The following is a 25,419-nucleotide window of genomic DNA, read 5'->3' on the forward strand; positions in this document are numbered from 1 at the left end:
GGTGTCACTTTATTTTGAAAAAGTATATTAAAAATTTGGGGAAATTTGCCGAAAAATGTCTATCGAAAAATCTTTGCATGAATGTATGGATTGTCTAAAATGAGTATAAGTTTCTGAATATTTATAAAATTTAGTCTTTAGGTATGCGAAGGGGAAGTGTATTTCAAGTAAGAGAGGGGATCGGTTAATGAAACGAGATGATACGTCAGCACGTAAGTTGCAAAATGAGGTGAATTATACAGAGGTCGTTCAGTCGGAAGAATTTCAATTGTTATTAAATACGAAAAAGAAGTTTATCGTTCCAATGAGTATTTTCTTTTTTAGTTTTTTTATTGCACTGCCTATTTTAACGTCGTATTCAAAGGTGCTTAATACACCTGCATTTGGTGACGTTACATGGGCGTGGATATTTGCTTTTTCCCAATTTATCATGACATGGGCACTATGTATGATTTATAGCAAAAAAGCAGAATCATTTGATGAAATCTCCCAAAAAATTCTGCAAAACATGCAAAAAGGGAGGGGCTGAACTTGAATACTACTGCGTTTGCACTATTTTTAATTATCGTTCTTGGTACGCTAGTCATAACCTATTTTGCATCGAAAAAAACGAAAAATGCGAGTGAATTTTATACGGCAGGAGGGGGATTAACTGGTTGGCAAAATGGTCTAGCCATTGCTGGAGATTACATGTCTGCTGCTTCATTTCTTGGTATAGCCGGAGCAATCGCATTAACTGGGTTTGATGGATTCTTTTATAGTATCGGTTTTTTAGTTGCTTATTTAGTTGTACTGTATCTTGTTGCAGAACCGCTTAGAAATTTAGGAAAGTACACTTTGGCGGATATGATTGCAGCACGCTTTGATGCGAAAAAAGTTCGCGGAGTTGCAGCTCTTAATACGATGACGATTTCTATCTTTTATATGATTGCACAATTAGTTGGCGCGGGTGCACTTATTAAATTATTATTAGGGATTGAATATACGACATCTGTATTAATCGTTGGAACACTTATGACGGTGTATGTTATTTTTGGAGGTATGACAGCAACGAGCTGGGTACAAATTGTAAAGGCTGTATTACTTATGGCTGGTACGTTTATTATTTCTGTTATCGTTTTCGCAAAATTCAACTTCAGCGTGACTGAAATGTTCGCCCAAATGAAAACAGCTACACCTTTAAAAGATTCATTTTTAAATCCAGGTGTAAAGTATAAGGATGGTCTTGATACACTTTCTTTAAATTTAGGACTAGTACTTGGTACAGCTGGATTACCACATATACTAGTCCGCTTTTTTACAGTACGTGATGCAAAAACTGCACGTCAATCTGTCGTATATGCGACGTGGTTAATTGGTGCATTTTATATTATGACGATTTTCTTAGGATTTGGTGCGGCAGCGTTTGTAGGAAATGAAGCGATTATTAAAGCGAACCCAGCTGGTAATATGGCGGCACCTTTATTAGCCAAAGCGTTAGGTGGAGACTTCTTATTTGCTTTCGTATCAGCAATTGCTTTTGCAACGATTTTGGCTGTAGTGGCAGGTCTTGTATTAACAGCAGCATCAGCATTCGCTCATGATTTTTATAATGAAATCATTCGTAAAGGAAAATCAACGGAAAAAGAGCAAGTATCCATGGCTCGTTATGCATCTATTGGAGTAGCGATACTATCTATCATACTTGCATTATTTGCCCAAACATTAAACGTAGCATTTTTAGTATCATTAGCATTTGCAGTTGCAGCGAGTGCAAATCTACCAGTAATTTTATTTACAATATATTGGAAGCGTTTTAATACAACGGGTGCTATTTCGGGTATGATTGTAGGTCTTGTATCAGCAATTGTTCTTGTAGCGTTGAGTCCGAATGTTTGGAACCCTGTAGCTGGAAAAGCTATTTTTGTTGGGGAAGCGTTATTCCCATATACGACACCAGGAATTATTTCAATTCCACTCGGATTTCTTGCAGCATATTTAGGAACGGTTTTATCTAGTAAGAAAGAAGATGCAGCGAAATTTGATGAAATTCTAGTGAAATCTAATACTGGTCATGGCATTAGCGATGCGTCTTCACATTAAATAAAAGAGGAGCTTTTCGATAGATAAGAAAAGCTCTTTTTTCTTTTGTCATTTTCTTGTAAATATTACTGATTTGTAAGTAGGATTTGTCTTAATTTTGTGGAATGAAAATAGCAGGGAGAAATTTAAGTCATCATGGCACCAGCGCAGCTTTTGTGAAAAATAAGTTGTTATGGAAGGTGGAAGTAATGATGAAAACGAAGCAAACTGATGAATTATTAGCAAAAGATGAGCAATATGTTTGGCATGGAATGCGTCCCTTTAGTCCAAATAGTACAATGGTAGGGGCAAAAGCTGAAGGGTGCTGGGTTGAAGATATACAAGGAAAAAGATATTTAGATGGTATGAGTGGCCTTTGGTGTGTGAATAGTGGATATGGAAGAAAAGAGCTCGCAGAAGCGGCTTATAAGCAATTACAAACATTATCATACTTTCCAATGTCACAATCCCATGAGCCAGCTATAAAGCTTGCTGAAAAGTTAAATGAGTGGCTTGGGGGAGAGTATGTTATTTTCTTCTCAAATAGTGGTTCAGAAGCGAACGAAACAGCTTTTAAAATAGCAAGACAATACTATGCTCAAAAAGGTGAACCACATCGTTATAAATTTATGTCACGTTATCGTGGGTATCACGGGAATACAATGGCGACAATGGCAGCGACGGGACAAGCACAGCGTAGATATCAATATGAGCCGTTTGCTTCAGGTTTTTTACATGTAACACCACCGGATTGTTATCGTATGCCTGAAATTGAAGGGCAGCATATTTATGATGTAGAATGTGTGAAAGAAGTCGATCGTGTTATGACGTGGGAATTAAGTGAAACAATTGCTGCGTTTATTATGGAACCTATTATTACAGGCGGGGGCATATTAATGCCACCACAAGACTATATGAAAGCTGTTCATGAGACGTGTCAAAAACACGGTGCCTTGCTTATTAGTGATGAAGTGATTTGCGGTTTTGGGCGTACAGGAAAAGCATTCGGATTTATGAATTATGATGTGAAGCCAGATATTATTACAATGGCAAAAGGTATTACGAGCGCATATTTACCATTATCTGCAACAGCTGTGAAAAAAGAAATATATGAGGCTTTTAAAGGTAAAGGAGAATATGAATTTTTCCGCCATATTAATACATTTGGTGGGAATCCAGCAGCTTGTGCATTAGCACTTAAAAATTTAGAGATTATGGAAAATGAAAATTTAATTGAGCGATCTGCACAAATGGGTTCCCTTTTATTAGAGCAACTAAAAGATGAAATTGGGGAACATCCACTTGTTGGGAATATTAGAGGAAAAGGTCTATTAGTTGGGATTGAATTAGTAAATGATAAAGAGACGAAAGAGCCAATTGATAATGATAAAATAGCAAGTGTTGTAAATGCTTGTAAAGAAAAGGGTTTAATTATAGGACGAAACGGTATGACAACAGCAGGATATAATAACGTCTTAACATTAGCACCGCCGCTTATTATTTCAAGTGAAGAAATTGCCTTTGTTGTTGGAACGTTGAAGACGGCGATGGAACGTATTTAATAAAAAGAGAGAGGAGCGAGCTGTAATATAAGGCTCGCTTTTGTTTAGTAGGAGGGACTTTTAATGGAGAAATATGATCCTAACAAACATTATCACATCGGATATTATGAAGACGGATATGATTTAGAAGTGACGGCGTACAAAAGAATAAATGAACCAGTTTGGGATGCTTATATTCCGCACTATGAGGCAGACGATTTTTATAAGAAAGTGGAGGGAATGAAGCTAGGTAAATATATAGATGATTATGGCATTATGGTGTATTCATTTGGGAATGATATTGATGATGATGAAGCACGAATTATTTTTGAAAATGGTTAAAAAAGAACGGGATTGTTTAAAGATAAAACAAAAAGGAGATTGCTATCTTATAAAATAGCAATCTCCTTTTATTATAGTAAATTTATTTACTTGCTTTCATTGCTTTATCTTTTGCACCAAAAGTGTATTTTAACATTGGTGGTGTAATCATTGTAGTTAAAATAACGACAATAACGATTGCTGTAAAGTAATCTTGTGCCAATAGACCTGAAGAAAGTCCTGTTCCTGCGATGATAAGTGCAACTTCACCACGAGAAACCATTCCAGCACCGATAATTGCAGAAGACTTAGCGTCAAATCCAGTCATTCGTGCACCGAATCCACAGCCGATTAATTTCGTTAATACAGCGATAACAGTTAATGCTAAGATGAACCAAATTTGATTGCCGATACCGTCAAATGTAATATTCATACCGATACTAACGAAGAATACGGGAACGAACATAGCGTAAGCAATTGGTTCTACTTTCTTTTCTACTTCATGTTTGTAGTTTGTTTGAGAAATTGCAATACCAGCAGCGAAAGCACCGATAATACCAGCAATTCCTAATAATTCGCCGAAATATGCGAATGAGAAACAGATGATAAGAGCCGCGCTCACGATAGACTCAGATACGCGTAGTGGTGATAACCAGCGCATAATCGCAGGAACACCTTTCCATCCGATTAAAATAATAGAAGCGAAGAATACAACTTTCTTCAAGATAACCATTGTTAAGTTAACATCATCTGTGCCTAAGAAGCTCATTGCAAATGCTAATAAAATAACAACAAGAATGTCATCAAATACAGCGGCTCCAAGCATCGTCGTACTTTCACGTGTTTTCATTTTACCTAAATCACGAAGTGTTTGTACGGAAATACTAACACTTGTCGCACATAGAAGTAATCCTAAGAATACAGCGTTTCCTTGTTCCATTCCCATCACAAGACCGGAAACGTAACCACCTACGAATGGAAGAATGATACCTCCGAGTGCAACTGCTAAAGAAGAATTACGATTTGCGTTTAATTCTTCTAAGTCTGTTTCAAGTCCAGCCATAAACATTAAAAGAATAACCCCGACATTACTTAATTGAGTTAGAAGCTCTGAATTTTCAATCCAACCTAATACAGCTGGACCGATAACGATACCGACAATTAATTTACCTAGTACAGAAGGTTGACCTAATCTAACACTAAGATCACCAGCAAGCTTTGTACTTAATAAAATAAGTGCAATTTGAAAGAAAAATTCGAATTCCATCTGATCCTCTCCTCGTCATTTTTAATTTTATCATACGATTTCTCGGAATTTGCCTAATGAAAATATGTAAAACCCATTAAACAAAAGGGTCTGATTACAAGTTCTTTTGAACTCGTAATTTGAACCTGTAATTAATATATAATAAAATTTATTAAAAATCAATGAAAAAATAGCAGATTTTCATGATGGAATTTGATTTAGGTATGAAGGGAATGGCTATATAATAAGAAGAAATAAGGCAATATTTTTAATGAATTGGAGAAGGAAACATGTTATTAAATAAACGCTTTACAATTGGAGAAATGGCAAAAATGCATAATATCGCAGAATCTACATTGAGGTATTATGATGAAAAAGGAATTTTTCATCCGTCCATTGTTGATCCTCAAACGAATTATCGTTATTATACAATCGATCAATTTTCACTGTTAGATACGATTAAATTTTTACGCCAGTTAAATATTCCGTTAAAGGAAATTAAGAAATATATTGATGAAAGAAATCCAACATACGCACTCAATTTACTGGAAAAACAACAAGAAATGATGCTGAAGAAACAAAGAGAAATTGAATATGCTTTAGCAAAAATGGAACATAGAATTCATTTAATAAAGAAGGCGACGAAAGCGGAAACCGATCGAATACTTATTAAAAAAATACCAAAAAGAAAAATAACAGCGATTGCAGTGGCGCCAAATACGACAGATGATATGTTTGATTATTATATCCATTCGCTTCAAAAAAATATGAAGCAAATGGATGATAGTCTATTTTCAGGAGATATAGGTGTGACAATTTCCAAAAAAGCATTCATGCAAAAGGAGTTTCAAGCATATAGCAGCGTATTTATTCTTTTGGATTATATGCCTTATCAAGTACATAGTTCAGATTCAATTAAAGCTGGTATGTTTGCGTGCGCTTATCATCATGGATCATACGAAGAAACAGGTGAAACATATAAGAAATTAATGGAATACATTAATCAAGAAGGATATGAAATAAGTGGAGATTCGATTGAGATTGGATTAATTGATTGGTCTGTAACGGAAAATCCAGAGGAGCAAGTAACAGAAATTCAAATTCCAGTAATGAAAAAATAGAGTGTAGGACTTTTATTAATTACAAGCCTGCATCAATTCCGATAATTAAATTGCCTATTTTTTTAATTCTCTCTTGACCTTCAAGTTACTTGAAGGTTTAAACTGTGAACAGAGCGTTGAAAAAGGAGCATAATAGTATGGAAGCAACAGAAAAATTAAGAGAAAAACCAGTTAAAAGTTTATTTATTTCTTATTTAATACCAGCCGTTCTTGGAATGGTTTTAATGTCAGTGAATATTGTAATTGACGCGGTTATGATTAGTAGAGGAGTTGGGGCGAACGGTTTAGCAGGAGTAAACGTGGCTATTCCAGCGTTTTCGATTTTCTTCTCTATTTCATTATGGATCGGAATGGGCGGGGCAACGTTATATTCCATTGCATTAGGTGAAAATAAACGAGAAAGAGCAAGGTCTATTTTTACTCAATCCATGACGGTAGCAGTTGTTATCGTAGGTGTTTTAGCGGCTATTTGTTTATGGAGAATAGAAGATTTAGCGTACTTATTTGGTGCAAATGAAGTGATTTTACCATATGCGTTAGACTATTTACACGTATTATTAACATTTGGAATGATATACGTTTTAGAAAATATTTTAAGTACATTTATACGAAATGATGGAAATCCTAATTTAGCAATGGCAGGTCTTGTTGTAACGGCTGTATTAAATATAGTATTTGACTATATCTTTATTTTTATCTTTGGATGGGGGGTAACAGGTGCTGCTTCAGCGACTATACTTTCGGCAGCGATTGGTTTCCTTGTATTATTAACTCATTTCTTTAGAAAAAGTAGCATTTTAAAATGGACGAAATTCCATTTTGAATGGGATACTGTCAAACAAATTATGGTGATTGGTTTCCCAAGTTTTACAGCAGAAAGTACGGTTGCAATCGTAACGATTGGTTTTAATATCGCATTTGTTCAATATGCAGGAGAAGTAGGAGTAGCTTCCTATGCGATGGTGAATAGTATTCATGCAATGACATTACTATTATTCTTCGGTGTTGGAGCAGCATTGCAACCAATTGCTAGTTTCCATTACGGGGCAAATTTATCAGAGAGACTTCGTGAAGGATTGAAGTTTGCTGTGAAAATTGCAGTTGTCCTCGGAGGCGTTGCGATAATTGTCGGATTATTCTTCGGGAAATATATCATTGGTTTATTTGATGTTCAATCTCCAGAATTATTGGAGTTAACCTTAACAGGTATTAGTTTATTCTTTATCCAATACGTATTTTTAGGTTATAACATTGTGTATGGAGAGTACTTCCAATCAGTGCGACAAACGAAGAAATCAGTACTTATTATAATGAGCCGAGGGTTACTATTTATCATTCCATTGTTATGGATTATGCCAAAATTATTTGGGATAAACGGAATTTGGCTCGTTATGCCAGTTGCGGAAGTAATGACAGCGATTATCGTATTTACGATGAATCGTATGAAACATCCTGTTCCATTAAATATGGCAGGAGAGAAAGAAGCGATATGATGAAGAAAATCCCCCTAAGCAATTAAGGGGATTTTTTTATTCCTTTAAACTAATCGCAAAAGATCCATCCGTTTCTTGAACAGAAGCAAAGGCAACGTTTTTAATATGTGTAATTCCTTTTTCTTTTAATTCTTTATATAACCATTTTTCATCTTTATGTATCAACTTTAAGTTATCATATTGAATTTGTGAATCGACAATAAGTGCAATTGGTAATCCAGCATACTTAACATCTATGTTTAAATCTTTTGGAGTTAATGGTACAAGTTCTCTTTTTGGTAAAATACTAATAGCTCCGTTCGCTTCTAAAATGGCGTATTCAATTTCATGAACACTCGGATATCCTGCAACGCGAAGATTAGAAAGTAGTTCGGCAATGGGATATCTACTTTTTTGTAAGTTCTCAAAAATAATATCACCATGTTTAATTAAAATGATAGGGTGTCCGAGAATAAAACGATTTAGTTTGTTGAATAGGCTTAATTTTGTAAGGAGTAAATGTAAACCTGTAATAACAACCATACCGAGAAATGCTTGTAAAGCACCAGAGACGGGTATGGCCTGGAAAGCTAAATAAGATAAAAAGATTATAGCCCCAAAATCATGAGGAGTTAGTTGTGCTAACGCGGATTTACCGAGTAACTTAAGCGATAGTAAAAATAAGATGAAAAAGAACGACACGTTACATAAAAAGAGAAGCAATAGAGACACTCCTTCGTGTAAAGTTGTACTTACTATTCCCGAAAGTAATATAAATATTACCTTTCAGAGGATGATTTAGGGTTTATTGGAATTTGTCTGTATACAAACAAATAAATGGATATTATCATGAAGGAAGTAAAAGAAAATAGGAGTATATGAGTATGAGAAAGAAGAAAATAATAAAGTGCATTTTAGTTGTTATAATGATTTGCGCAGTATATGCGGGGTTTTTACAATATCACATTTATAAGCATGGACATATGAATGCAAGTGACGATGCTGAGTACATAATTGTACTAGGATCGAAAGTAAATGGAACGAAACCATCTTATTCATTGCAATATCGTATTGATAAAGCAGTTGAATATTTAAAATCACATGAGAAAACAATCGCTATCGTATCTGGAGGACAAGGAAAAGGTGAAGACATTTCAGAAGCATTAGCAATGAAACAAGGACTAATAAAACAAAACATCGCAGAAGACCGTATTATAATGGAGGACAAATCTAAGAGTACAGATGAGAATATTACATTCTCAAAACCGTTAATTCCAGCCGATATGAAAAAAGGTATGATCGTAACAAACGATTTTCATATGTTTAGAGCGAAAAAAATAGCTGCCAAACAAGGTTTACAATTAGAAGGTCTTCCGGCAAAAACACCGAAACCAATCATCATTCCATCGAATGTACGAGAATATTTAGCAATTACACAGTATTGGTTTATGAATCGAATATAGTGAAAGTGATCCCGTCTGAAACTTCAGACGGGATTTAATTTGAGGAAAATCTTACAAATATGTCACGTTAGTGAAAGGTAAAGCGATAGTTTCTAGAATGGTTTCCTGACATAATGAAGGTAACAAAAACTATTTAGAGGTGAATCGGATGAAAGGAAATAATATTTTATCTTCGTTATGTTACTTTAGCATCTTTTTTGCACCATTTTTACTACCAATTATCGTGTACTTTGTTGCAGAAGATGAAGTGAAATATCACGCGAAAAAAGCATTTTGGTCACATGTTTTCCCATACGCAATCTTATTTGGAGGACTAGCAGTATCAGGCATGTACGGTTTAGGTTTTAATCAATCTGACGGTGCTGGAATTGGAATGATTATCACATATGCAGTGTTCATTCTTGTAGGAATTTACTACTTCATTTGGAATATCGTAAAAGGTATTAAAGTGTTGAAAACGGCGTAATAAGACAATAAAAAATTTCATTTACCGTATTCATAGACGTTTTAAAAAAAGAGCAATTCAAAAAAGAATTGCTCTTTTTGTGCTTATAAGTTGTGAATATTAAAAAAGATATGTTAATTTTTCATTATGAAGAGAAAAAAGGAGTGATTTTCATGAATGAGATCATACATAAGATGGAGCAACACGTTTCAGTTCGTAAATATAAAGAAGAAGCAATTCCGAAAGATGTAGTAGAAAAGATGGTGCACGCTGCGCAACATGCGGCTTCATCACATTTTGTACAGGCGTATTCTGTTATATATGTAACAGATCAAGACCTAAAGGCTAAACTAGCAGAGCTATCCGGAAATCGCCATGTGAAAGACTGCGCAGCATTTTTTGTTTGTTGTGCAGATTTAAAACGACTTGAAATGGCATGTGAAAAACATGGTACAGAAATAAAGCATGAAGGAGTGGAAGACTTTATCGTTGCGACGGTAGATGCTTCACTTTTTGCGCAAAACTTAGCGTTAGCAGCAGAGTCATTAGGATACGGAATTTGCTATATTGGTGGAATTCGTAATAATCCGAGAGAAGTGAGCGAATTGCTTCATTTACCGGATAAAGTATACCCTGTATTCGGAATGACAGTCGGTGTACCAGATGAAGAACATGGAGTTAAACCACGCTTACCGGTAGCAGCGGTTCTTCATGAAAATGGATATGATGAACAAAAATATGATGAATTATTAAATGAATATGATGAAACGATGAACTCGTATTACAAAGAAAGATCATCAAACAAGAAAAGCGTAACATGGACGGAATCAATGAGTTCGTTTATGTCTAAAGAAAAAAGAATGCATATGAAAGAGTTTTTAAGTGAAAAAGGATTAAATAAGAAGTGAGTAAAGAGGCAAACCTGTGATGCGGGTTTGCTTTTTTTTGAAGGAGAAATACCTAAGGCCAGAAAGTTGTCTATTCTTTCTGATCTTAGGTATTTTGTTTGTTATCATATACATAGAAATAAAAATTAATAATTTTTTACAAAAGTGATAGAAAATGAGAATGAAATACCAATAGTAAGTAAAAGCAGCTGCTAAAGGGGAACTGAGGAAGGAAGAGGCTTATGATTTTCAATTCTGAAAAGGATTTAATTATAGCTATGAAAAAACATGATCAAGATGCTTTGAAAGAAGTGATTGATCAATATGGAAAATTAATTTTGTACATTATTCATAAATCATTAAGTACCCCTATTGAAAAACAATATGTGGATGATTGTTATAACGATGTATTTACTGTTATTTGGTTTAATATCGACCAATTTGATACAGAAAAGGGAAACTTAAAATCTTGGATGATTGGTATTACTAAATTGAAGGCATTGGAATATAAAAAGAAAGTATATAAAGAGAATAAAATCGATAAGGACGTAGAAATAGATACAAGTGTCCATGATAGGTATGAAATAGAACAAGAAGAAGAGATTATGGAAATTGTTCAAGATTTAAATAAGAAAGATCGATATATCTTTTTAAAGAGGTATATTGATGGGTATTCCATTGACGATATTGCAAAAGAATTAAAAGTAACGGCAGATTATATATACAATCGAATTTCTCGTGGGAAGAAAAAACTTCAAAAACTGTGGAAAGGGAGTGTGTAATATGGATAAAAGATTATTATCGATGTTAAATGAGCTCCAATATTCAGAGGAAGAAATTACACGTTTAGAGAAAGAAGCAAATGAGTCTATCAATATAGATAAGTATTATGTGAAAAACGGGGAGTTATTGAAGAAATTAACGGTGCAAATGTTGGAAGAATCAGTTCGGAAAGAGTTGCAAGAAGGAGAGGAAATACAATGTGAAATATTAGTGGAAGAAGGAAGTCTTGTAAATTCTAAAGTTATACCTAATATATTAACCACAGGTGCTACATTTTATTATTACATTGTTTTAACTAATACAAGGTTACAAATTATAGCGTTAGATTGTTATTTTAAAAAGTTAAATAAATACAGTGTATTAGTAAACTCAATTCAAGCAGTTTCGCAACATAAAAAAATGAAAAATGTATATGGAATTAAAATAAATAACAATTATATACAATTAGGAAGTAAAGAGTATAATCAAGAATTAACAGTTTTAATTGGAAAGCTAAAACAATGTGGAGTGAAAGAAGAGAGATATAAAGATTTCGAAAAAAGTTGGATGATTTTTTTCAATGTGTTTGTAATAGCGATAGCTGGGCTTCTAGTTTTAAAATATTTAATGTGAAAATAAAAAGCGGCATAATAGCCGCTTTTTATCGTTTGGTTAGTATTTTATTTATGATTTTGTATTTTGAAAAACTTACTTATAATAAATGCAAACTTTCAATAAGAAGATACATACCCGTGCAACTTAAAAGAATGTACGTAAATATTTTAAAAATCCGTTGATTAAGCCATTTGAAAATCATTTGACCTATAAACAAACCTAAAAATACGATTGGAATGGCATAAAAACTTGATTCCCAAATGGTTTTGTTTGTGCCAGTAAAGAGTATTTGAGTTACTAGACTAATGAAATATATAAACAGATAAAAAGCTAATGTAGTTGCTCTTAACTTCTCTTTTTCAGTATCAGTTCCTGTAAGATAAAGTAATAGGGGAGGACCTGGCATGCCGATACTTGTCGTTAAAAGACCAGATAATCCGCCAACTATGAAATCTCTAGATTGTGTTGATCTAACCTTAACGTTGCATATTAGCAACAATGTTAATAGTAAGAGTAGGATGCTAACTGCTAATTTAAAAGTATTTATGTTAACGGAAATGAAAATTAAAATGCCAAAAGGAACACCAACTATACTTCCAAAAATAAACCTTTTCAGTAGAATAAAATCAACATCCATTCTTATTTTCCAAATGAGTGAAATGGAAATAATTAAAGATAAAATAATGTTTATTTGTATAGCTTCTTGTGGCAGAAATAACATAAGTAAGAAAGGGGTTGCCATTATGGAGAAGCCAAAACCTGTACTTGCTTGCAGAATAGAAGCCACTAATATAATACATATGAAAATGAATGTGATACCCAAAACAGCCCTCCTATTTAATCAAGTTTAACTAGTTAAAGTCTATTATTTAAGTGCAACATTTCACAAATTTACTTGTATTTTAACATAAATATCTAGTTTTTTCTTAAATAGTGTTGCCATATAAGGATCGTTAGCTAAAAAATCAGACTGCCATTTTTAAACAATTTTATTATGGGGAAACAAATAATGAATGGGATCAAAATTTATTGATTATCATTAAATTATTCACTGAGATCCCCACGATAAAACAAGAACAGCCATATAAAACTTACAAAAATACAACATATAGCTAATAAACTGCCAATCATTTGAGGAGAAAGAATTTCTAACAGCCCTCCTGTAAAAAACATCGATAACTGAATAAGAGATCCGTAAATGGAGTAATGGAATGAAAAAACTTTACCCATCATATTTTCGTGTGTGTAAGTTTGAAGTAATGTCGTATCAAGTGGAACGATGATTCCTCCTGCTATGCGCATACAGAATAAAGTAATGATACCGATAATAAGTTGATCGGATAGAATGAATCCGAGAAAGAAAATTCCTTGTAATAAGTAGGCCCAACCGAATACTTTTTTCATTTTTTCTTTATTATGAGACATATAAAGATTAACGAGGAGGCTTCCAATCATAAGCCCAGTACCTTGAACTGTATATAAAATTCCAATGTTAGTGTGCAAAATTCTTTCGGCATAGATCGTTAGAAGTAGTTGATAAGCGCCTCCAATAATGCCCCATGAAATGCCGACAAGAATTAATGTTAAAATGATTTTTGTTTGTAATATGTATGTATAACCATCTTTTATATCAGTGAAAAATGCTTTTTTCTTGTTACAAGTATCATGAGCAGGAATACTCATATTATAAATAAAATAGGCTGAAAGAAAGTATGATAGGCTATTTACTAAAAAAGCAAACTCAATATGTAAAGATTGTGCAATTACTCCGCCCAAAGAAGCCCCCATAATAGACATAAAACCATTAATTGTACTAGAAAGAGAGTTAGCAGTTACGAAATGGTGTTGGTGTACGATATTTTTTAGGGCTGCTTGTTTAGCCGGCTCAAATACACAGGAAAGTACGGATAAACATATATTGGCAATGAAAATGATTTCAATTTTATAGATTGCGAGTAAGTATGTAAGGACTAGAATTCCTCGTGTAATATCGGTGAAAATCATAATATTCTTTTTAGAGAAACGATCTACAATTAAGCCTATGAATGGACTAAGAAGAAGCTGTGGTAAACCTTTACTTATAAAAGTAAGTGCGATCATAAACGGCGATTCCGTTATGCTGTAGACAAATGTTAATAAAGCTACCGTATGGAACCAATCCCCAAGTACACTTAATGTTTGCCCATAAAATAGTTTATTGAAGTTTTTATTTGTTTTAAGAAGTGTGGAATAAGAAACCGACATAAATAGATTACTCCTTATGTAATGACGATGTTTGAATTTGTTCTTTCCACTCACTTAAATACACTTTTTCCGCTGTAGGAAGTCCAACAGGTAATTGTGCAATCAATTCTAAACTATTTCCATCAGGGTCGTTAAAGTATACGGCTGCATGTGCTAATTCCGGAAAAACAATCGGTTCAATTGGTTCCATTCCAAAGTCTTTTCGTGCTGAAATTCCTTTTTGATTTAGCCAATGAATCGCATTTTCTAAATCATGTAAACTTACTTGAAAGGCGATATGTCGTAAAGAGGGGTGATAATTCACTTTGTATTCTGTGCCTTCCCAAAGGCCGAGCCAACTCTCATTTTCTTTAATCCAAAAGAAAGCAATATTATCTCCTCGTTTATATAATTTTAGCCCTAGTGATTCATAAAAAGGTATTGATACTTTTAAGTTGCGGACAGGTAAATGTGCTTCGTAAAGACCTCTAATCATTGTAATCCCCCTTAGTAAAAATGTTTCTTATTCCATAGTAAACAATATGTTGCTAGTTGAAATCGCAAATAAGAGGGATATAAATTCATACGAAAGTATGAAAAAAACAGCTCAAATATGAGCTGTTTTTCTATAGTTTTTCGTTCATTTGTCAAGGATAGGATATATTAATATCCGTATCCGCCGCCACCCCAACAGCTACATCCAATGATGATTAGAAGGATGAATAGTACGATAAGCAAAGCAAATCCACCGCCGAAACCAGCGCAACTTCCACCATAACTCATATGTTTTCCTCCTTTTTAGTAAGTTAATCTATATGGTTCATGGACTACTATATACAGTATGTTTTTTGTATAGAAAACGAGCCAGTCTCATTTATAATTAGACAAATGCCTGTAGATTCATTAGGATTGTATGTTAGTGATTTGTAAATAAACCTTTACATGATTTGTAATTTAGGCATAGAAAAATAAAAAATTGTAAAAAAAACCATTTTTTTATTTTTTTATGAGAGAATATGTACTATAATTTTACAAGTAATATTATGGGAAAAGGGAGTTTTAGTATAGAGATGGAGATGGGACAATTACAAAATAAAATAGAAAACAAAAAGAAAGAATTAATTCAACTTGTTGCGAGACACGGATTGGATCATGATAAAGTTTTGTTATTTAGTCGTGATTTAGATATACTAATTAATAAGTTTATGAATATAAAAGACAAAGTGCATAAATAAAAAATTTATAGTTTTTTATATTAAGATGTTTCACAGGAAGGAGAGGATAGTAATTGGAACATTTACAGGAAGAATTGTATAAACAAATAAAAGAAGAAAAAGGTACAGTTACAATTTTCTTAAAGAGTGGCGTTAGAATAGTAGGAGAAGTTGTTGGAGTAGATAAATTTACAGTTTTAATTTTAGTGGATGGAAAACAACAGCTTATTTATAAGCAGGCTATATCAACAATAATGAAATAAGACACTCTTGTTGAGTGTCTTATTTCATTATTGCTTGCATGCTTCAACATCAATGCCGGCAGCAATTAACTTCTTTTCTCCATCTTGTTCAATAATTTTTTGTAATTTAGATAGGAAAGAATCAAAGTTTGTATGCTTTGCTACTTGGAATGTCATTTTATGTTCAATTGGTAGCCACGTATCAATATCAGCTTCGTTATGCTGGATTTTCACCTCAAGTTTATCGAGTGCATTAGCAACTTTTGCTTCGTACGTATCTTTTGCTTCAAACTCCATCCATAAGTCATATAATTCCTCACCGAGAGAACCTGTTAACGTTTGTTTAATATTTAAAATAGCTTCTAGTTCATTTTTTTGTTTTTGTAGCTGTAATTCGTGACTATTCATCGTATCAAATGCAGGGATATCACCAGCTTCGGCTTCGACTAGGTCGTGAATAATAACCATTTTAAGTAATTTCTCAATATTTACTTTTTGATCCAAATAAGGTTCAACTAAAATGGCCATTAGAGACATACGCCATGTATGTTCGGCAACACTTTCTTGACGCCCGTTGGAAAGCCAGCTATGTCGCATTTCATATTTTAGTTTTTCTGCTAATGCAATGACTTGTAAAATGTTGTGTTCCATCGTGAGCCTCCTCATGTTTTTATACCATAATTCTAATATAGAAATGAAATGTGTCAATTTCATGAGTATATTGCGATAAACAGATGATAAGCGTATAATACATGTTATATATGAAAACGTATTATTAAAATAAAAAAATGTTATATGAAAATGGAAAGGAAAGGGCAGAAATATGGGAGAAAAAAATCAAGTATTAGCTAGACCACAAAGAAGAAAAAGGAAGTTTGATATTTCTAGCCCAGTGGGCATTATAGTAGGTTTCATCATAGTGATAGCGGCGATTATGCTTGGTGGCGGTGGAATAAAAGCTTTCAAAAACTTTTTAGATATTTCATCTATTTTAATTGTCATAGGGGGAACAACAGCGACAATTGTTGTGGCATATCGATTTGGAGAAATAAAAAAATATACGAAAAGTATTTTCACTGTTTTACATAGAAGAGAAGAAGATTTAGAACAGTTAACGGATTTGTTTGTTGATTTTTCAAAAAAGTCTAAAAAGAACGGCTTGCTTTCTTTAGAGGTTGATGGAGAGCAAGTAGACAATCCTTTTATTCAAAAAGGAATTCGATTAATGTTAAGCGGTTACGATGAAGATGAATTAAAAGAAGTGTTATTGAAAGATATTGAAACGGAAGTGTATGAGTTAAGAAAAGGAGCGGCATTATTAGATAAAATTGGTGATTTTGCTCCAGCTTGGGGAATGATTGGTACGTTAATCGGTCTTATCATTATGCTCCAAAACTTACAAGATACATCGCAAATTGGTACAGGGATGGCAGTTGCGATGTTAACGACATTATATGGGTCTGTACTTGCGAATATGATTGCAATCCCTCTGTCGGAAAAAGTATACCGTGGTATTGAAGATTTATATACAGAGAAGAAGTTTGTAATAGAAGCAATTTCAGAATTGTATCGCGGACAAATCCCTTCTAAATTAAAGTTGAAACTGGATACATACGTATACGAAACAAAGGTAAAAAAGGTAAAAGGAGCAGCCTAATATTTCAAGGAGTGGTATGATGAGTAAAGGACCGCAAAAGGGATCGCCTCGTTGGATGACGACTTTTACAGATTTAACGATGTTATTATTAACTTTCTTTGTATTACTAGTTGCTACATCAAAGCAAGATGCAGTAAAATTGTCAAAGATGCTTGAAAAGTTTAGTGATACGGGGCAAGTAGATGCAAAAGTAATGGAAAATACAATACCAGATATTTCACATGAAAAAAATGATGAAAAAATGATCTCAAAAAAGAGAATGGATGAATTATATAAGAAGTTGAAAGCGTATGTAGATAATAACGGTATTAGTCAAGTGAATGTATATCGAGAGGATACAGGGGTAAGCGTCGTTATAGTAGATAATTTAATATTTGATACAGGCGATGCGAACGTTAAGCCTGAAGCGAAAGGGATAATAAGTCAATTAGTTGGATTTTTTCAATCCGTACCTAACCCAATTGTTGTAGAGGGACATACAGATAGTAGACCTATTCATAACGAGAAATTCCCTTCTAATTGGGAGTTATCTTCAGCACGAGCGGCAAATATGATTCACCATTTAATTGAAGTGTATAATGTGGATGATAAAAGGCTAGCTGCGGTAGGATATGCAGACACAAAGCCAATTGTACCAAATGATTCACCGCAAAACTGGGAAAAAAACCGTCGCGTTGTTATTTATATAAAAGAGTAGTATATTATTATTTTAATAATAAAATAATAAAAATACGAAAATTCTTTTAAAAAAATATTAAATTTTATCATTTTATTTTGTATAATGAGTGAGAATGATAAGGTGAAATATTAAGATATATTTATACATAGAAGGAGAGAATTAAAAAGAATGGCACATAAAATTTTAGTAGTAGACGATGCGATGTTTATGCGAACGATGATTAAAAACTTATTAAAAAGTAATGATGAATTTGAAGTTATCGGCGAAGCAGAGAATGGGGTAGAAGCAATTCAAAAATATAAAGAACTTCAACCTGATATTGTAACATTAGATATTACTATGCCAGAAATGGACGGGCTTGAAGCATTAAAAGAAATTATTAAAATTGATTCAAGTGCAAAGGTTGTTATTTGTTCTGCAATGGGACAACAAGGTATGGTATTAGATGCAATTAAGGGCGGGGCAAAAGACTTTATTGTAAAGCCATTCCAAGCGGATCGTGTAATTGAAGCTTTAACAAAAGTAGCAAATAGTTAATATAGAAGGGGTGCCACAAGGAATCAAAACAGTGATAGCGGATCGACGTGTGGCCCCCTTTTTTCTCATTATAAAACACTAAATTGTTATACATAAATGAAATGTTTGTTAGACAGGTAGGGGATAAAAATGCAAACAGATCTATTAAATATATTTTTCGAAGAGTCAGAAGAACATTTACAGTCGCTAAATGAAAATGTGCTAGTGTTAGAGCAAAATCCTGCTGATATGGATGTTGTAGGAGAAATATTCCGCTCCGCTCATACATTCAAAGGTATGTCTGCGAGTATGGAATTTACAGAGATGGCTGATTTAACGCATAAGATGGAAAATGTGTTAGATGAAATTCGTCATGGAAATATAGTTGTAAATGCGGATATTATTGATGTGATTTTTGAGTGCATTGATAATTTGGAGAAGATGGTTGCAGATGTGCAACAAGGTGGAATGGGCAATATTGATGTAGTCTCAACTAAACAGAAATTAGAAGCATTATTGAACGGAAATGTAGAAACTCCTACGGAACATGTAGAGCAAAATCATATAGACAACGATGATGCAGTTTCACATGAAGTGCATATAACAGTTGAACAGCAAGCAATTTTAAAAGCAGTACGTGCCATTATGTGTATTGAAGCATTGCAGAATGTAGGGAATATACAAAAAACAGCTCCGAGTATTGAAGAAATTGAAGCAGATGCTTTCGGATTTGAATTTACAGTATTTATGGATACTGATTGTAGTATAGAAGAATTGAAACAAGTAGTACTTCATGTTTCTGAAATTGAGAAAGTGGAAGTAAAGCAAGGAGAACCTATATCGAGGGAAGTAGCTTCTAAAAAAGTTGTTACACAAGAAGTTGTGCAAGGAGAAGAAATGCTACAACCAGCTGTGGCTACGCAGATAGAATCACCGATAGTGGCAACGAATCAACCTACAAGTGCTATGCCAGCTAAAAGTACTACAAAAACGAAAAATGCTAAAGTGGAGAATCGTTCAATTCGTGTTCAATTAGAGAAAATCGAAAGATTAATGAATATGTTTGAAGAAAGTGTAATTGAACGTGGGCGCATTGATGAATTGGCTGAAACGATTCAAAACAAGGAGTTAATTGAACATTTAAATCGATTAGGCGATATTTCAAAAGATATTCAAAACGTACTATTAAATATGCGTATGGTGCCGATTGAAACTGTGTTCAATCGTTTCCCACGTATGGTACGTATGTTAGCGAAAGATTTAGGGAAAAAAATCGATTTACAAATTACAGGTGAAGATACTGAAGTAGATAAAATTGTTATTGATGAAATCGGTGATCCGCTCGTTCATTTAATTCGAAATGCAATCGATCATGGTGTTGAAACTGTTGAAAAACGACGTGATGCAGGTAAAAATGAGACAGGTACTATTAAATTAGAAGCCTTTCATAGTGGAAATCATGTCGTTATTCAAATTACGGATGATGGAAACGGTATTAATAAAGGGAAAGTATTAGAAAAAGCGATTAAAAATGGCGTTGTAACTGAAGCAGATGCAAATAGATTAACAGATCGTGAAGTGTTTGATCTTATTTTCCAACCAGGATTTAGTACAGCTGAAGTTGTATCAGATCTTTCTGGACGCGGTGTCGGATTAGATGTTGTAAAACATACGATTCATAGTTTAGGTGGACATTTAATCATTGATTCTGAGGAAGGAAAGGGAAGTACATTTAGAATTGAACTTCCGTTAACGTTGTCTATTATTCAATCTATGCTTGTTCAAACGAATGATAAGCGCTATGCTTTACCTCTTGGAAATATCGTTGAAGCAATTCGAATTAAGAGAGAAGACATCCAATCCTTACAAGGAAAAGATGTGTTAAATTATCGTAATCAAATTATTGAAGTGAAACATTTAAGTACTGTATTTGGTGAAAAAACAGTAGATGAGGCGTTTGCGTCATATGATGGTCAAATGGTTCCTGTGTTAATTGTTCGTAATACACATCGCAGCTATGGACTTATTGTAAACACAATTATCGGTCAAAGAGAAATAGTCTTAAAGTCATTAGGTGACTTCTTTGCAGAGAGTTCTAACTATTTCTCTGGTGCGACGATTCTCGGTGATGGACGAGTGGTCCTCATTTTAAACCCAGAAGGTTTATAATAGGAATGAAGGAAAGCTCCCCACTTGTATACAATTGGGGAGCTTTTTGGCTAATCGTTACTAATCTAATAATGGGAATACATACATATTAACGTTTTATATAATAAGTTTGCTAAAATCAAATGAGAGTTTATATTATTTGATAGAAAAACAGAAATGAGGAGGCAGGGAAAATGCCTGAGCAACACACAAAAGGGGATACGAGCACGATTGTGCTAGAAAAAGAAAATGAGCATTTAACGCCTCAAGAATGCGATATTCTTGGCGAAATTGCAAATATATCATTTGGTTCAGCTTCGACTGTATTATCAACGATTTTAAATAGGCAAGTAAGCATTACTGCTCCTCGCATAGAGTTGGTAGATTTATATGATTCAAGAGATGTCGAAGTTCCACATGTTGTATTAAACATTCATTTTACAAAAGGATTAGATATGGAAAACCTTCTTGTTCTTAAACAAGATGTTGCATTGTCCATTGCTGATTTAATGATGATGGGAACAGGTGAAGTGGAGGATGGAAAAGAACTTGGTGAATTAGAACTAAGTGCTGTACAAGAAGCGATGAATCAAATGATGGGATTCGCAGCTACATCTATGTCGGAATTCTTCCAAGATACAGTAGATATGTCTCCGCCGACGATTAATGTTGTAAAGTTATCAGAAGAAATGGAGAAAATCTCTGAAATCGATGGGAATCATACGATTGTTAAAGTGTCGTTTGATTTAAAGATAGATAATCTTGTAAACTCTAAACTTGTACAAATTGTTTCAGTTGAGCATGCGAAACAAATGGTAAATAAATTAATGCAATTATCTGGTGGAGTAGAAGAAAAAGACGAGCCAGCAGAAGTAGTGGAAACTGAGATTGTAGAAGAAGTTGAAAAAGAGCATTTAACACAAGAAGAGAAAGATGTGCTTGGTGAAATTGCAAATATTTCAATTGGTTCCGCTTCAACAGTATTGTCAACGCTTTTAAATCAGCCAGTTACAATTAGTACACCAAATGTGGAAGCAATCAATGTTCGTCATTATGATGGAGTACCAGTGCCATTTGTTATTTTAAATGTTGATTTTGTTGAAGGGCTAAAGAATGAGAATGTATTCGTATTTACGAAAGATGTCGCCTTAACAATGGTAGATTTAATGATGATGGGAACAGGGGAAGTTGATCCGGAAAAAGAGCTTACTGAATTAGAACTGAGCGGTATTAAAGAAATTATGAACCAAATGATGGGTCACGCTGCTACGGCGATGTCAGAAATGTTCCAAGAAAAAATGGACATGACGCCGCCAAATGTTAAATTTGTAACGTTAAAAGAAGAAATGGAGTATTTGGGAGAGTCAATGGAAGTGGACGAACTCGTTCAAATTACGTTCAATCTTGAAATTGGTGATCTGCTTCAATCGAAAATGTATCAAATTTTGCCAATTTCTGAAGCGAAAGAAATGGTAAGGCGACTTCTGTATCCAATGGTGGAAGAAGAAGAGATTGCCACAGAAGAAATTGAAGAAGAAAAAATTGTAGAACCAGTTGTGCAACCTATTGAATTTAAAGAAGTAAAACAAATGGAACCAGTATATATGGACACGTCCATTCTACAAAATGTAGAAATGAACGTGAAATTTGTATTTGGAAGTACAGTGAAAACGATTCAAGATATATTAAGTTTACAAGAAAATGAAGCAGTTGTACTAGATGAGGATATTGATGAACCAATTCGTATTTATGTAAATGATGTATTAGTGGCGTATGGTGAACTTGTAAATGTAGATGGATTTTTCGGAGTAAAAGTGACGAAATCACTATAAGGCATTGAAATAGGAGTTTGAACTAGTAGATGAAAAACGTAAAGTTTTTTCTAATGAGTTGGCTATGCATACATGTGTGCTTGTTCTTCCCCTTGCAAAGTCAGGCTGAGGAACAAATTGAGCCAGATCAAAAAATAAGTGAAGTGAATGTACAAGAAGAAAATAAGGAATCTCAAGAACCGCCAGAGCAAGTGGAAACGAAACAAGATGAAGAGAAACAAAAAGAAGCAGAACAACAAGAAGTAGCAAATAAACAATTGAGTGAAAGAAAGATAGAAACAGAACAGGGAATTATTACAGTAAATAAGCTGGAGCTTAAAGTTGGCGAAGAGGTGCGAATTGCTGTAGAACCGAATGGGAAAAACATTCAAAGTATGAAAGGTATATTGCAGTTACAAAAAAATGGCGAGCAATATGCGCAAGAAAGAATGTTATCTTTTGAGTATGATGAAGAAACGAAGAGCTGGGTTGCTAACTATAAAGCAGGGGATTTTGATTTGCAAGGTGATTGGAATCTTCAGCTCGTTCAAAGTTACAAAGAGAATGAGAAAGAAGAGCTCATAAAAAATGAAGTGAAAGTCCCGCTCATTCGTATTAAAAATGAAACGCCAACTATAGATAAAGAATTGCCAAAGTTACAGAAAGTTACTATTGATGAAGTAAAAGAGAACTTAGTTGAACGAAAACAGGGAGATTCTATACATATACGAGTAAAAGCGTCAGATATAGAATCGGTTGTAAAAGAAGTGCGCGTTACATTAAAAGGGAAAGAAAATAAAGAGCTTTCGTTTTTATTAGACTACAACAAGCATGATATGGATTGGCAAAAAGTATTTGAAATAACAGAAGCATTGCCGGCTGGTCCATATGAATTACTTGTAGAGATAATAGATGCAGCAGGTAATAAACTTGTTGAGAAAAGTGAATATATCATTTCTGTTTTGGCACCAAAAAACGAAGATGATAAAAAGATAGAAGAGAAAGAGAAAGAAGATAAATTAGATAATAAACTAGAAAATGAATTAGAAGATAAGAAAGAAAATGAGAAGCAAGAAGATTTGAAAGTCAAAAACCCGCTTCCAGAAGAAAAATTGCCAGTTGTTCAAATTCCGAAGCAAGATGAGATAGTAAATAAGTTTATAAAAGAACCGTTGAAAGAGAAAGAGGAATTTACTTACGTTATAAAAGAGCCGTTCGAAGACAACAAGGAAGTACATAAGGCGAAGGACCAAAAAGAGAAAAATAACAAACAAGTTGTCTCTAAAAAGAAAGAACCAAAAGAAGAACCGAAAGACAAGAAAGAAGAAAAAGGTGAACAGGGAGTGCAAGCTTCTGATGTGTTTACTATCATGTCAGGTTTATTCGTACTGTTTTTAGTTTTAAAGAGTAATAAAGAATGGGGCTAATTATTTCATAGTAGTGGAGGCGCTTAAATGGAGATTAAACGTACGACAATTGAAGATAAGGCGTTACAACCATTAAAACAGCCTGTAGCTATTTCGGATCATGAAATCCAGAAAGAACGAAAGCGTAGCAATTTAGTGTTTACTGGACAGTCTAAAATTATTTCGAAAAATAATGAAATAGGTATTTTACTTGCAAGTTTAAGTGATGGAAAGATTATGAAGGAAATTCTTTCTAAAGAGATGGATACAGTGTTACAACTTTTTAAAAAGTTACATACGTTATCTGGAGAAGGTAAGCAAACAGAAAAAATATTTGAACAAGTAATTAGAAGCCTACAAGGGCTTGTTAAGCAGGCGCATATAAAAGAACTTCCTTTGTTAGATGGAACATATGATTTCGCTGAAGTACAACTATCATTTGGTAGAAAAGTACATATTCCGTTACTAGATGTGAGTGCACTTATCTCTAGAGTGGAAGGTGATTCTTCAGAAGGAAATATAAATTTGATGGTAACGGTTATTACTGCTTATATAACGAAACTGTCTAACGAAACAATTTTAATTAGCGTTACAGACCGCATTGCTAAAGATCGGGATGTAAGTGTATGGAGAGCGCTTGCGGAAATGAACATGACACAATTGTCGCAGGCGTTGAAACATACGGTGCAAGAACATAAATGGTCTATGACGTTTCTTTTTCTCTTTATATGGATTGTCGGTATTATTTTAATTCGAGTTATGTAAAAAGGTCGTCACTCCATTGTGACGACCTTTTTTATATTTTTTCGTAGAAGAATGTATCAAATCGCTGAAGATTGTAACGTTCGGGTGTTAAAATTTGTTCCGTACTACCAACAAATAGTACACCGCCTTTTCGTAAAGAACGACTAAATTTTTCATAAAGTTTTACTCTTGCTTCTTCTGTAAAATAAATCATTACGTTACGACAAATAATCAAATCATAATTTGTATCGAACGACTGCATTAAAAGGTCGTGCTGTTTGAACGTAACGTTTTGTTTAATGTTTTGATGCAATGAATATATATCATTCTCTTTTGTGAAATGACGTTCTTTCAAATCATTAGGTAATTCCTTCAGAGAACGTTCTGTATATTGACCGCGTTTTGCGGTTTCTAAAATATGAAAATCAAGATCTGTTGCTTGAATTTCAAAACGAAATGGAGCTAGATGCTTTGATAAAATTAAAGAGAGTGTGTACGGTTCTTCACCAGCAGCGCAAGCGGCACTCCATACCTTTAATTTTCCGCTATTTTGTTCGAGTAATTTTGGTAGTGCTTTCGACTCTAAAGTTTGCCAGCGTTCTTTATTTCTAAAAAACTCTGAAACGTTAATTGTAATATAGTCAATAAAATTTAAAAATAAATTTTGATCAGCGCGTAATTTGTTTAAAAAATTAGTGTAGTTTTCGAAGCCTTTTCTCGAAATGAAAGCATCGATTCTACGGCGCATTCTATCTTGTTTATAAGAAGCGATATCCATATTGAATTGTTGTTTAAAACTCGCGATAAAATGATCATAATCTTGTTCAATTATCATATTTACAATG

At 33.8% G+C, this 25,419-nt stretch carries 27 protein-coding genes and 1 pseudogene; 20 read left to right on the forward strand and 8 right to left on the reverse strand.

From position 1 onward, the window contains the following. Positions 1–187: 187 nt before the first annotated feature. The 4 genes and pseudogenes from BM089_RS03650 (at position 188) to BM089_RS03665 (ending at position 3,964) form a co-directional block, all read left to right on the forward strand. Positions 188–529 (forward strand): DUF485 domain-containing protein, encoded by a 342-nt coding sequence (locus BM089_RS03650; RefSeq protein ID WP_090975972.1) that lies wholly within the window; start codon positions 188–190, stop codon positions 527–529. A 2-nt stretch (positions 530–531) separates the two neighbouring features. Then, positions 532–2,082, forward strand: coding sequence for a solute symporter family protein (locus BM089_RS03655; RefSeq protein ID WP_001098239.1), 1,551 nt, complete (start codon positions 532–534; stop codon positions 2,080–2,082). Between the two features lie 191 nt (positions 2,083–2,273). After that, complete coding sequence (locus BM089_RS03660; RefSeq protein ID WP_000850960.1) at positions 2,274–3,623, forward strand: aspartate aminotransferase family protein; 1,350 nt, start codon at positions 2,274–2,276, stop codon at positions 3,621–3,623. A 63-nt stretch (positions 3,624–3,686) separates the two neighbouring features. Further along, positions 3,687–3,964, forward strand: a pseudogene (locus BM089_RS03665) (DUF3986 family protein). A 62-nt stretch (positions 3,965–4,026) separates the two neighbouring features. Here the strand turns inward: BM089_RS03665 and BM089_RS03670 are convergent. Further along, the gene (locus tag BM089_RS03670) at positions 4,027–5,190 is read right to left on the reverse strand and encodes a cation:proton antiporter (protein WP_000393901.1); all 1,164 of its coding nucleotides are present in this window, start codon (positions 5,188–5,190) and stop codon (positions 4,027–4,029) included. 269 nt (positions 5,191–5,459) lie between these two features. Here BM089_RS03670 and BM089_RS03675 point away from each other — a divergent pair, with 269 nt between their 5' ends. Then, the gene (locus BM089_RS03675; RefSeq protein ID WP_000925941.1) at positions 5,460–6,290 is read left to right on the forward strand and encodes a MerR family transcriptional regulator; all 831 of its coding nucleotides are present in this window, start codon (positions 5,460–5,462) and stop codon (positions 6,288–6,290) included. A 137-nt stretch (positions 6,291–6,427) separates the two neighbouring features. Further along, a complete protein-coding gene (locus BM089_RS03680; protein ID WP_000388405.1) occupies positions 6,428–7,783 on the forward strand; it encodes an MATE family efflux transporter in 1,356 nt (451 codons plus the stop codon). A 36-nt stretch (positions 7,784–7,819) separates the two neighbouring features. Here the strand turns inward: BM089_RS03680 and BM089_RS03685 are convergent, their stop codons facing one another. After that, positions 7,820–8,485 (reverse strand): DUF421 domain-containing protein, encoded by a 666-nt coding sequence (locus BM089_RS03685; protein WP_090975974.1) that lies wholly within the window; start codon positions 8,483–8,485, stop codon positions 7,820–7,822. A gap of 161 nt (positions 8,486–8,646) precedes the next feature. Here BM089_RS03685 and BM089_RS03690 point away from each other — a divergent pair, with 161 nt between their 5' ends. From BM089_RS03690 to BM089_RS03710, 5 genes are all read left to right on the forward strand, one after another. After that, positions 8,647–9,225: a YdcF family protein gene (locus BM089_RS03690; protein WP_090975976.1), complete on the forward strand. Its 579-nt coding sequence runs from the start codon at positions 8,647–8,649 to the stop codon at positions 9,223–9,225. A gap of 148 nt (positions 9,226–9,373) precedes the next feature. Beyond that, on the forward strand, positions 9,374–9,691 hold the full coding sequence (locus tag BM089_RS03695; protein ID WP_000678056.1) for a magnetosome magnetite crystal formation protein family: 318 nt from the start codon (positions 9,374–9,376) through the stop codon (positions 9,689–9,691). Between the two features lie 152 nt (positions 9,692–9,843). Further along, positions 9,844–10,578 (forward strand): oxygen-insensitive NADPH nitroreductase, encoded by a 735-nt coding sequence (gene nfsA, locus BM089_RS03700; RefSeq protein WP_090975978.1) that lies wholly within the window; start codon positions 9,844–9,846, stop codon positions 10,576–10,578. A gap of 221 nt (positions 10,579–10,799) precedes the next feature. Beyond that, positions 10,800–11,339 carry a sigma-70 family RNA polymerase sigma factor gene (locus BM089_RS03705; protein ID WP_090975980.1) on the forward strand — a complete coding sequence of 180 codons (540 nt, stop codon included), beginning with the start codon at positions 10,800–10,802 and terminating at the stop codon, positions 11,337–11,339. Between the two features lies 1 nt (position 11,340). Next, positions 11,341–11,952 carry a flagellar motor switch protein FliG gene (locus BM089_RS03710; protein WP_090975982.1) on the forward strand — a complete coding sequence of 204 codons (612 nt, stop codon included), beginning with the start codon at positions 11,341–11,343 and terminating at the stop codon, positions 11,950–11,952. Between the two features lie 79 nt (positions 11,953–12,031). Here BM089_RS03710 and BM089_RS03715 read toward each other — a convergent pair whose 3' ends face one another. The 4 genes from BM089_RS03715 to BM089_RS03730 form a co-directional block, all read right to left on the reverse strand. Continuing rightward, positions 12,032–12,757: a sulfite exporter TauE/SafE family protein gene (locus BM089_RS03715; RefSeq protein WP_090975984.1), complete on the reverse strand. Its 726-nt coding sequence runs from the start codon at positions 12,755–12,757 to the stop codon at positions 12,032–12,034. Between the two features lie 221 nt (positions 12,758–12,978). Further along, positions 12,979–14,178: an MFS transporter gene (locus BM089_RS03720; protein ID WP_090975986.1), complete on the reverse strand. Its 1,200-nt coding sequence runs from the start codon at positions 14,176–14,178 to the stop codon at positions 12,979–12,981. 7 nt (positions 14,179–14,185) lie between these two features. After that, on the reverse strand, positions 14,186–14,653 hold the full coding sequence (locus BM089_RS03725) for a VOC family protein (RefSeq protein ID WP_033696135.1): 468 nt from the start codon (positions 14,651–14,653) through the stop codon (positions 14,186–14,188). 167 nt (positions 14,654–14,820) lie between these two features. Continuing rightward, entirely contained in the window at positions 14,821–14,940 is a 120-nt protein-coding gene (locus tag BM089_RS03730) for a YjcZ family sporulation protein (protein ID WP_000120179.1), read from the reverse strand. 233 nt (positions 14,941–15,173) lie between these two features. Here BM089_RS03730 and BM089_RS03735 point away from each other — a divergent pair, with 233 nt between their 5' ends. Continuing rightward, positions 15,174–15,392, forward strand: a complete 219-nt coding sequence (locus BM089_RS03735) for an aspartyl-phosphate phosphatase Spo0E family protein (protein ID WP_000291691.1) — start codon at positions 15,174–15,176, stop codon at positions 15,390–15,392. A 53-nt stretch (positions 15,393–15,445) separates the two neighbouring features. Next, positions 15,446–15,634 carry an RNA chaperone Hfq gene (hfq, locus tag BM089_RS03740; protein ID WP_000400665.1) on the forward strand — a complete coding sequence of 63 codons (189 nt, stop codon included), beginning with the start codon at positions 15,446–15,448 and terminating at the stop codon, positions 15,632–15,634. Positions 15,635–15,661: 27 nt separating this feature from the next. On the opposite strand, the gene BM089_RS03745 is transcribed toward hfq, so the two are convergent. Continuing rightward, entirely contained in the window at positions 15,662–16,264 is a 603-nt protein-coding gene (locus BM089_RS03745; RefSeq protein WP_090975988.1) for an HD domain-containing protein, read from the reverse strand. Between the two features lie 172 nt (positions 16,265–16,436). Here BM089_RS03745 and BM089_RS03750 point away from each other — a divergent pair, with 172 nt between their 5' ends. The 7 genes from BM089_RS03750 (at position 16,437) to BM089_RS03780 (ending at position 24,595) form a co-directional block, all read left to right on the forward strand. Continuing rightward, the gene (locus BM089_RS03750; protein WP_000504186.1) at positions 16,437–17,270 is read left to right on the forward strand and encodes a flagellar motor protein MotP; all 834 of its coding nucleotides are present in this window, start codon (positions 16,437–16,439) and stop codon (positions 17,268–17,270) included. Positions 17,271–17,289: 19 nt separating this feature from the next. Then, entirely contained in the window at positions 17,290–17,967 is a 678-nt protein-coding gene (locus BM089_RS03755) for an OmpA family protein (protein WP_000033627.1), read from the forward strand. Between the two features lie 150 nt (positions 17,968–18,117). Beyond that, positions 18,118–18,486: a response regulator gene (locus BM089_RS03760; protein ID WP_000940569.1), complete on the forward strand. Its 369-nt coding sequence runs from the start codon at positions 18,118–18,120 to the stop codon at positions 18,484–18,486. A gap of 129 nt (positions 18,487–18,615) precedes the next feature. Continuing rightward, positions 18,616–20,634: a chemotaxis protein CheA gene (locus BM089_RS03765; RefSeq protein ID WP_090975990.1), complete on the forward strand. Its 2,019-nt coding sequence runs from the start codon at positions 18,616–18,618 to the stop codon at positions 20,632–20,634. 173 nt (positions 20,635–20,807) lie between these two features. Then, positions 20,808–22,445 carry a flagellar motor switch protein gene (locus BM089_RS03770; protein WP_001115016.1) on the forward strand — a complete coding sequence of 546 codons (1,638 nt, stop codon included), beginning with the start codon at positions 20,808–20,810 and terminating at the stop codon, positions 22,443–22,445. A 29-nt stretch (positions 22,446–22,474) separates the two neighbouring features. Continuing rightward, positions 22,475–23,851 (forward strand): transglycosylase, encoded by a 1,377-nt coding sequence (locus tag BM089_RS03775; protein WP_090975993.1) that lies wholly within the window; start codon positions 22,475–22,477, stop codon positions 23,849–23,851. Between the two features lie 27 nt (positions 23,852–23,878). After that, positions 23,879–24,595 carry a hypothetical protein gene (locus BM089_RS03780; RefSeq protein ID WP_090975995.1) on the forward strand — a complete coding sequence of 239 codons (717 nt, stop codon included), beginning with the start codon at positions 23,879–23,881 and terminating at the stop codon, positions 24,593–24,595. Between the two features lie 31 nt (positions 24,596–24,626). Here BM089_RS03780 and cheR read toward each other — a convergent pair whose 3' ends face one another. Further along, positions 24,627–25,409, reverse strand: a complete 783-nt coding sequence (cheR, locus tag BM089_RS03785) for a protein-glutamate O-methyltransferase CheR (protein WP_000582875.1) — start codon at positions 25,407–25,409, stop codon at positions 24,627–24,629. Positions 25,410–25,419 lie beyond the last annotated feature (10 nt).

Origin of the sequence: Bacillus sp. 5mfcol3.1 (assembly GCF_900114335.1) — a bacterium.
Classification (GTDB): Bacteria; Bacillota; Bacilli; order Bacillales; family Bacillaceae_G; genus Bacillus_A; species Bacillus_A thuringiensis_S.

Bases quoted from the DNA above. Each gene is read 5' to 3' on its own strand.
- BM089_RS03650 (WP_090975972.1), top strand. From the start codon at position 188: ATGAAACGAGATGATACGTCAGCACGTAAGTTGCAAAATGAGGTGAAT.
- BM089_RS03660 (WP_000850960.1), top strand. From the start codon at position 2,274: ATGAAAACGAAGCAAACTGATGAATTATTAGCAAAAGATGAGCAATAT.
- BM089_RS03670 (WP_000393901.1), bottom strand. From the start codon at position 5,190: ATGGAATTCGAATTTTTCTTTCAAATTGCACTTATTTTATTAAGTACA.
- BM089_RS03675 (WP_000925941.1), top strand. From the start codon at position 5,460: ATGTTATTAAATAAACGCTTTACAATTGGAGAAATGGCAAAAATGCAT.
- BM089_RS03680 (WP_000388405.1), top strand. From the start codon at position 6,428: ATGGAAGCAACAGAAAAATTAAGAGAAAAACCAGTTAAAAGTTTATTT.
- BM089_RS03690 (WP_090975976.1), top strand. From the start codon at position 8,647: ATGAGAAAGAAGAAAATAATAAAGTGCATTTTAGTTGTTATAATGATT.
- BM089_RS03695 (WP_000678056.1), top strand. From the start codon at position 9,374: ATGAAAGGAAATAATATTTTATCTTCGTTATGTTACTTTAGCATCTTT.
- nfsA (WP_090975978.1), top strand. From the start codon at position 9,844: ATGAATGAGATCATACATAAGATGGAGCAACACGTTTCAGTTCGTAAA.
- BM089_RS03705 (WP_090975980.1), top strand. From the start codon at position 10,800: ATGATTTTCAATTCTGAAAAGGATTTAATTATAGCTATGAAAAAACAT.
- BM089_RS03710 (WP_090975982.1), top strand. From the start codon at position 11,341: ATGGATAAAAGATTATTATCGATGTTAAATGAGCTCCAATATTCAGAG.
- BM089_RS03720 (WP_090975986.1), bottom strand. From the start codon at position 14,178: ATGTCGGTTTCTTATTCCACACTTCTTAAAACAAATAAAAACTTCAAT.
- BM089_RS03725 (WP_033696135.1), bottom strand. From the start codon at position 14,653: ATGATTAGAGGTCTTTACGAAGCACATTTACCTGTCCGCAACTTAAAA.
- BM089_RS03730 (WP_000120179.1), bottom strand. From the start codon at position 14,940: ATGAGTTATGGTGGAAGTTGCGCTGGTTTCGGCGGTGGATTTGCTTTG.
- BM089_RS03735 (WP_000291691.1), top strand. From the start codon at position 15,174: ATGTACTATAATTTTACAAGTAATATTATGGGAAAAGGGAGTTTTAGT.
- BM089_RS03745 (WP_090975988.1), bottom strand. From the start codon at position 16,264: ATGGAACACAACATTTTACAAGTCATTGCATTAGCAGAAAAACTAAAA.
- BM089_RS03750 (WP_000504186.1), top strand. From the start codon at position 16,437: ATGGGAGAAAAAAATCAAGTATTAGCTAGACCACAAAGAAGAAAAAGG.
- BM089_RS03755 (WP_000033627.1), top strand. From the start codon at position 17,290: ATGAGTAAAGGACCGCAAAAGGGATCGCCTCGTTGGATGACGACTTTT.
- BM089_RS03760 (WP_000940569.1), top strand. From the start codon at position 18,118: ATGGCACATAAAATTTTAGTAGTAGACGATGCGATGTTTATGCGAACG.
- BM089_RS03765 (WP_090975990.1), top strand. From the start codon at position 18,616: ATGCAAACAGATCTATTAAATATATTTTTCGAAGAGTCAGAAGAACAT.
- BM089_RS03770 (WP_001115016.1), top strand. From the start codon at position 20,808: ATGCCTGAGCAACACACAAAAGGGGATACGAGCACGATTGTGCTAGAA.
- BM089_RS03775 (WP_090975993.1), top strand. From the start codon at position 22,475: ATGAAAAACGTAAAGTTTTTTCTAATGAGTTGGCTATGCATACATGTG.
- BM089_RS03780 (WP_090975995.1), top strand. From the start codon at position 23,879: ATGGAGATTAAACGTACGACAATTGAAGATAAGGCGTTACAACCATTA.
- cheR (WP_000582875.1), bottom strand. From the start codon at position 25,409: ATGATAATTGAACAAGATTATGATCATTTTATCGCGAGTTTTAAACAA.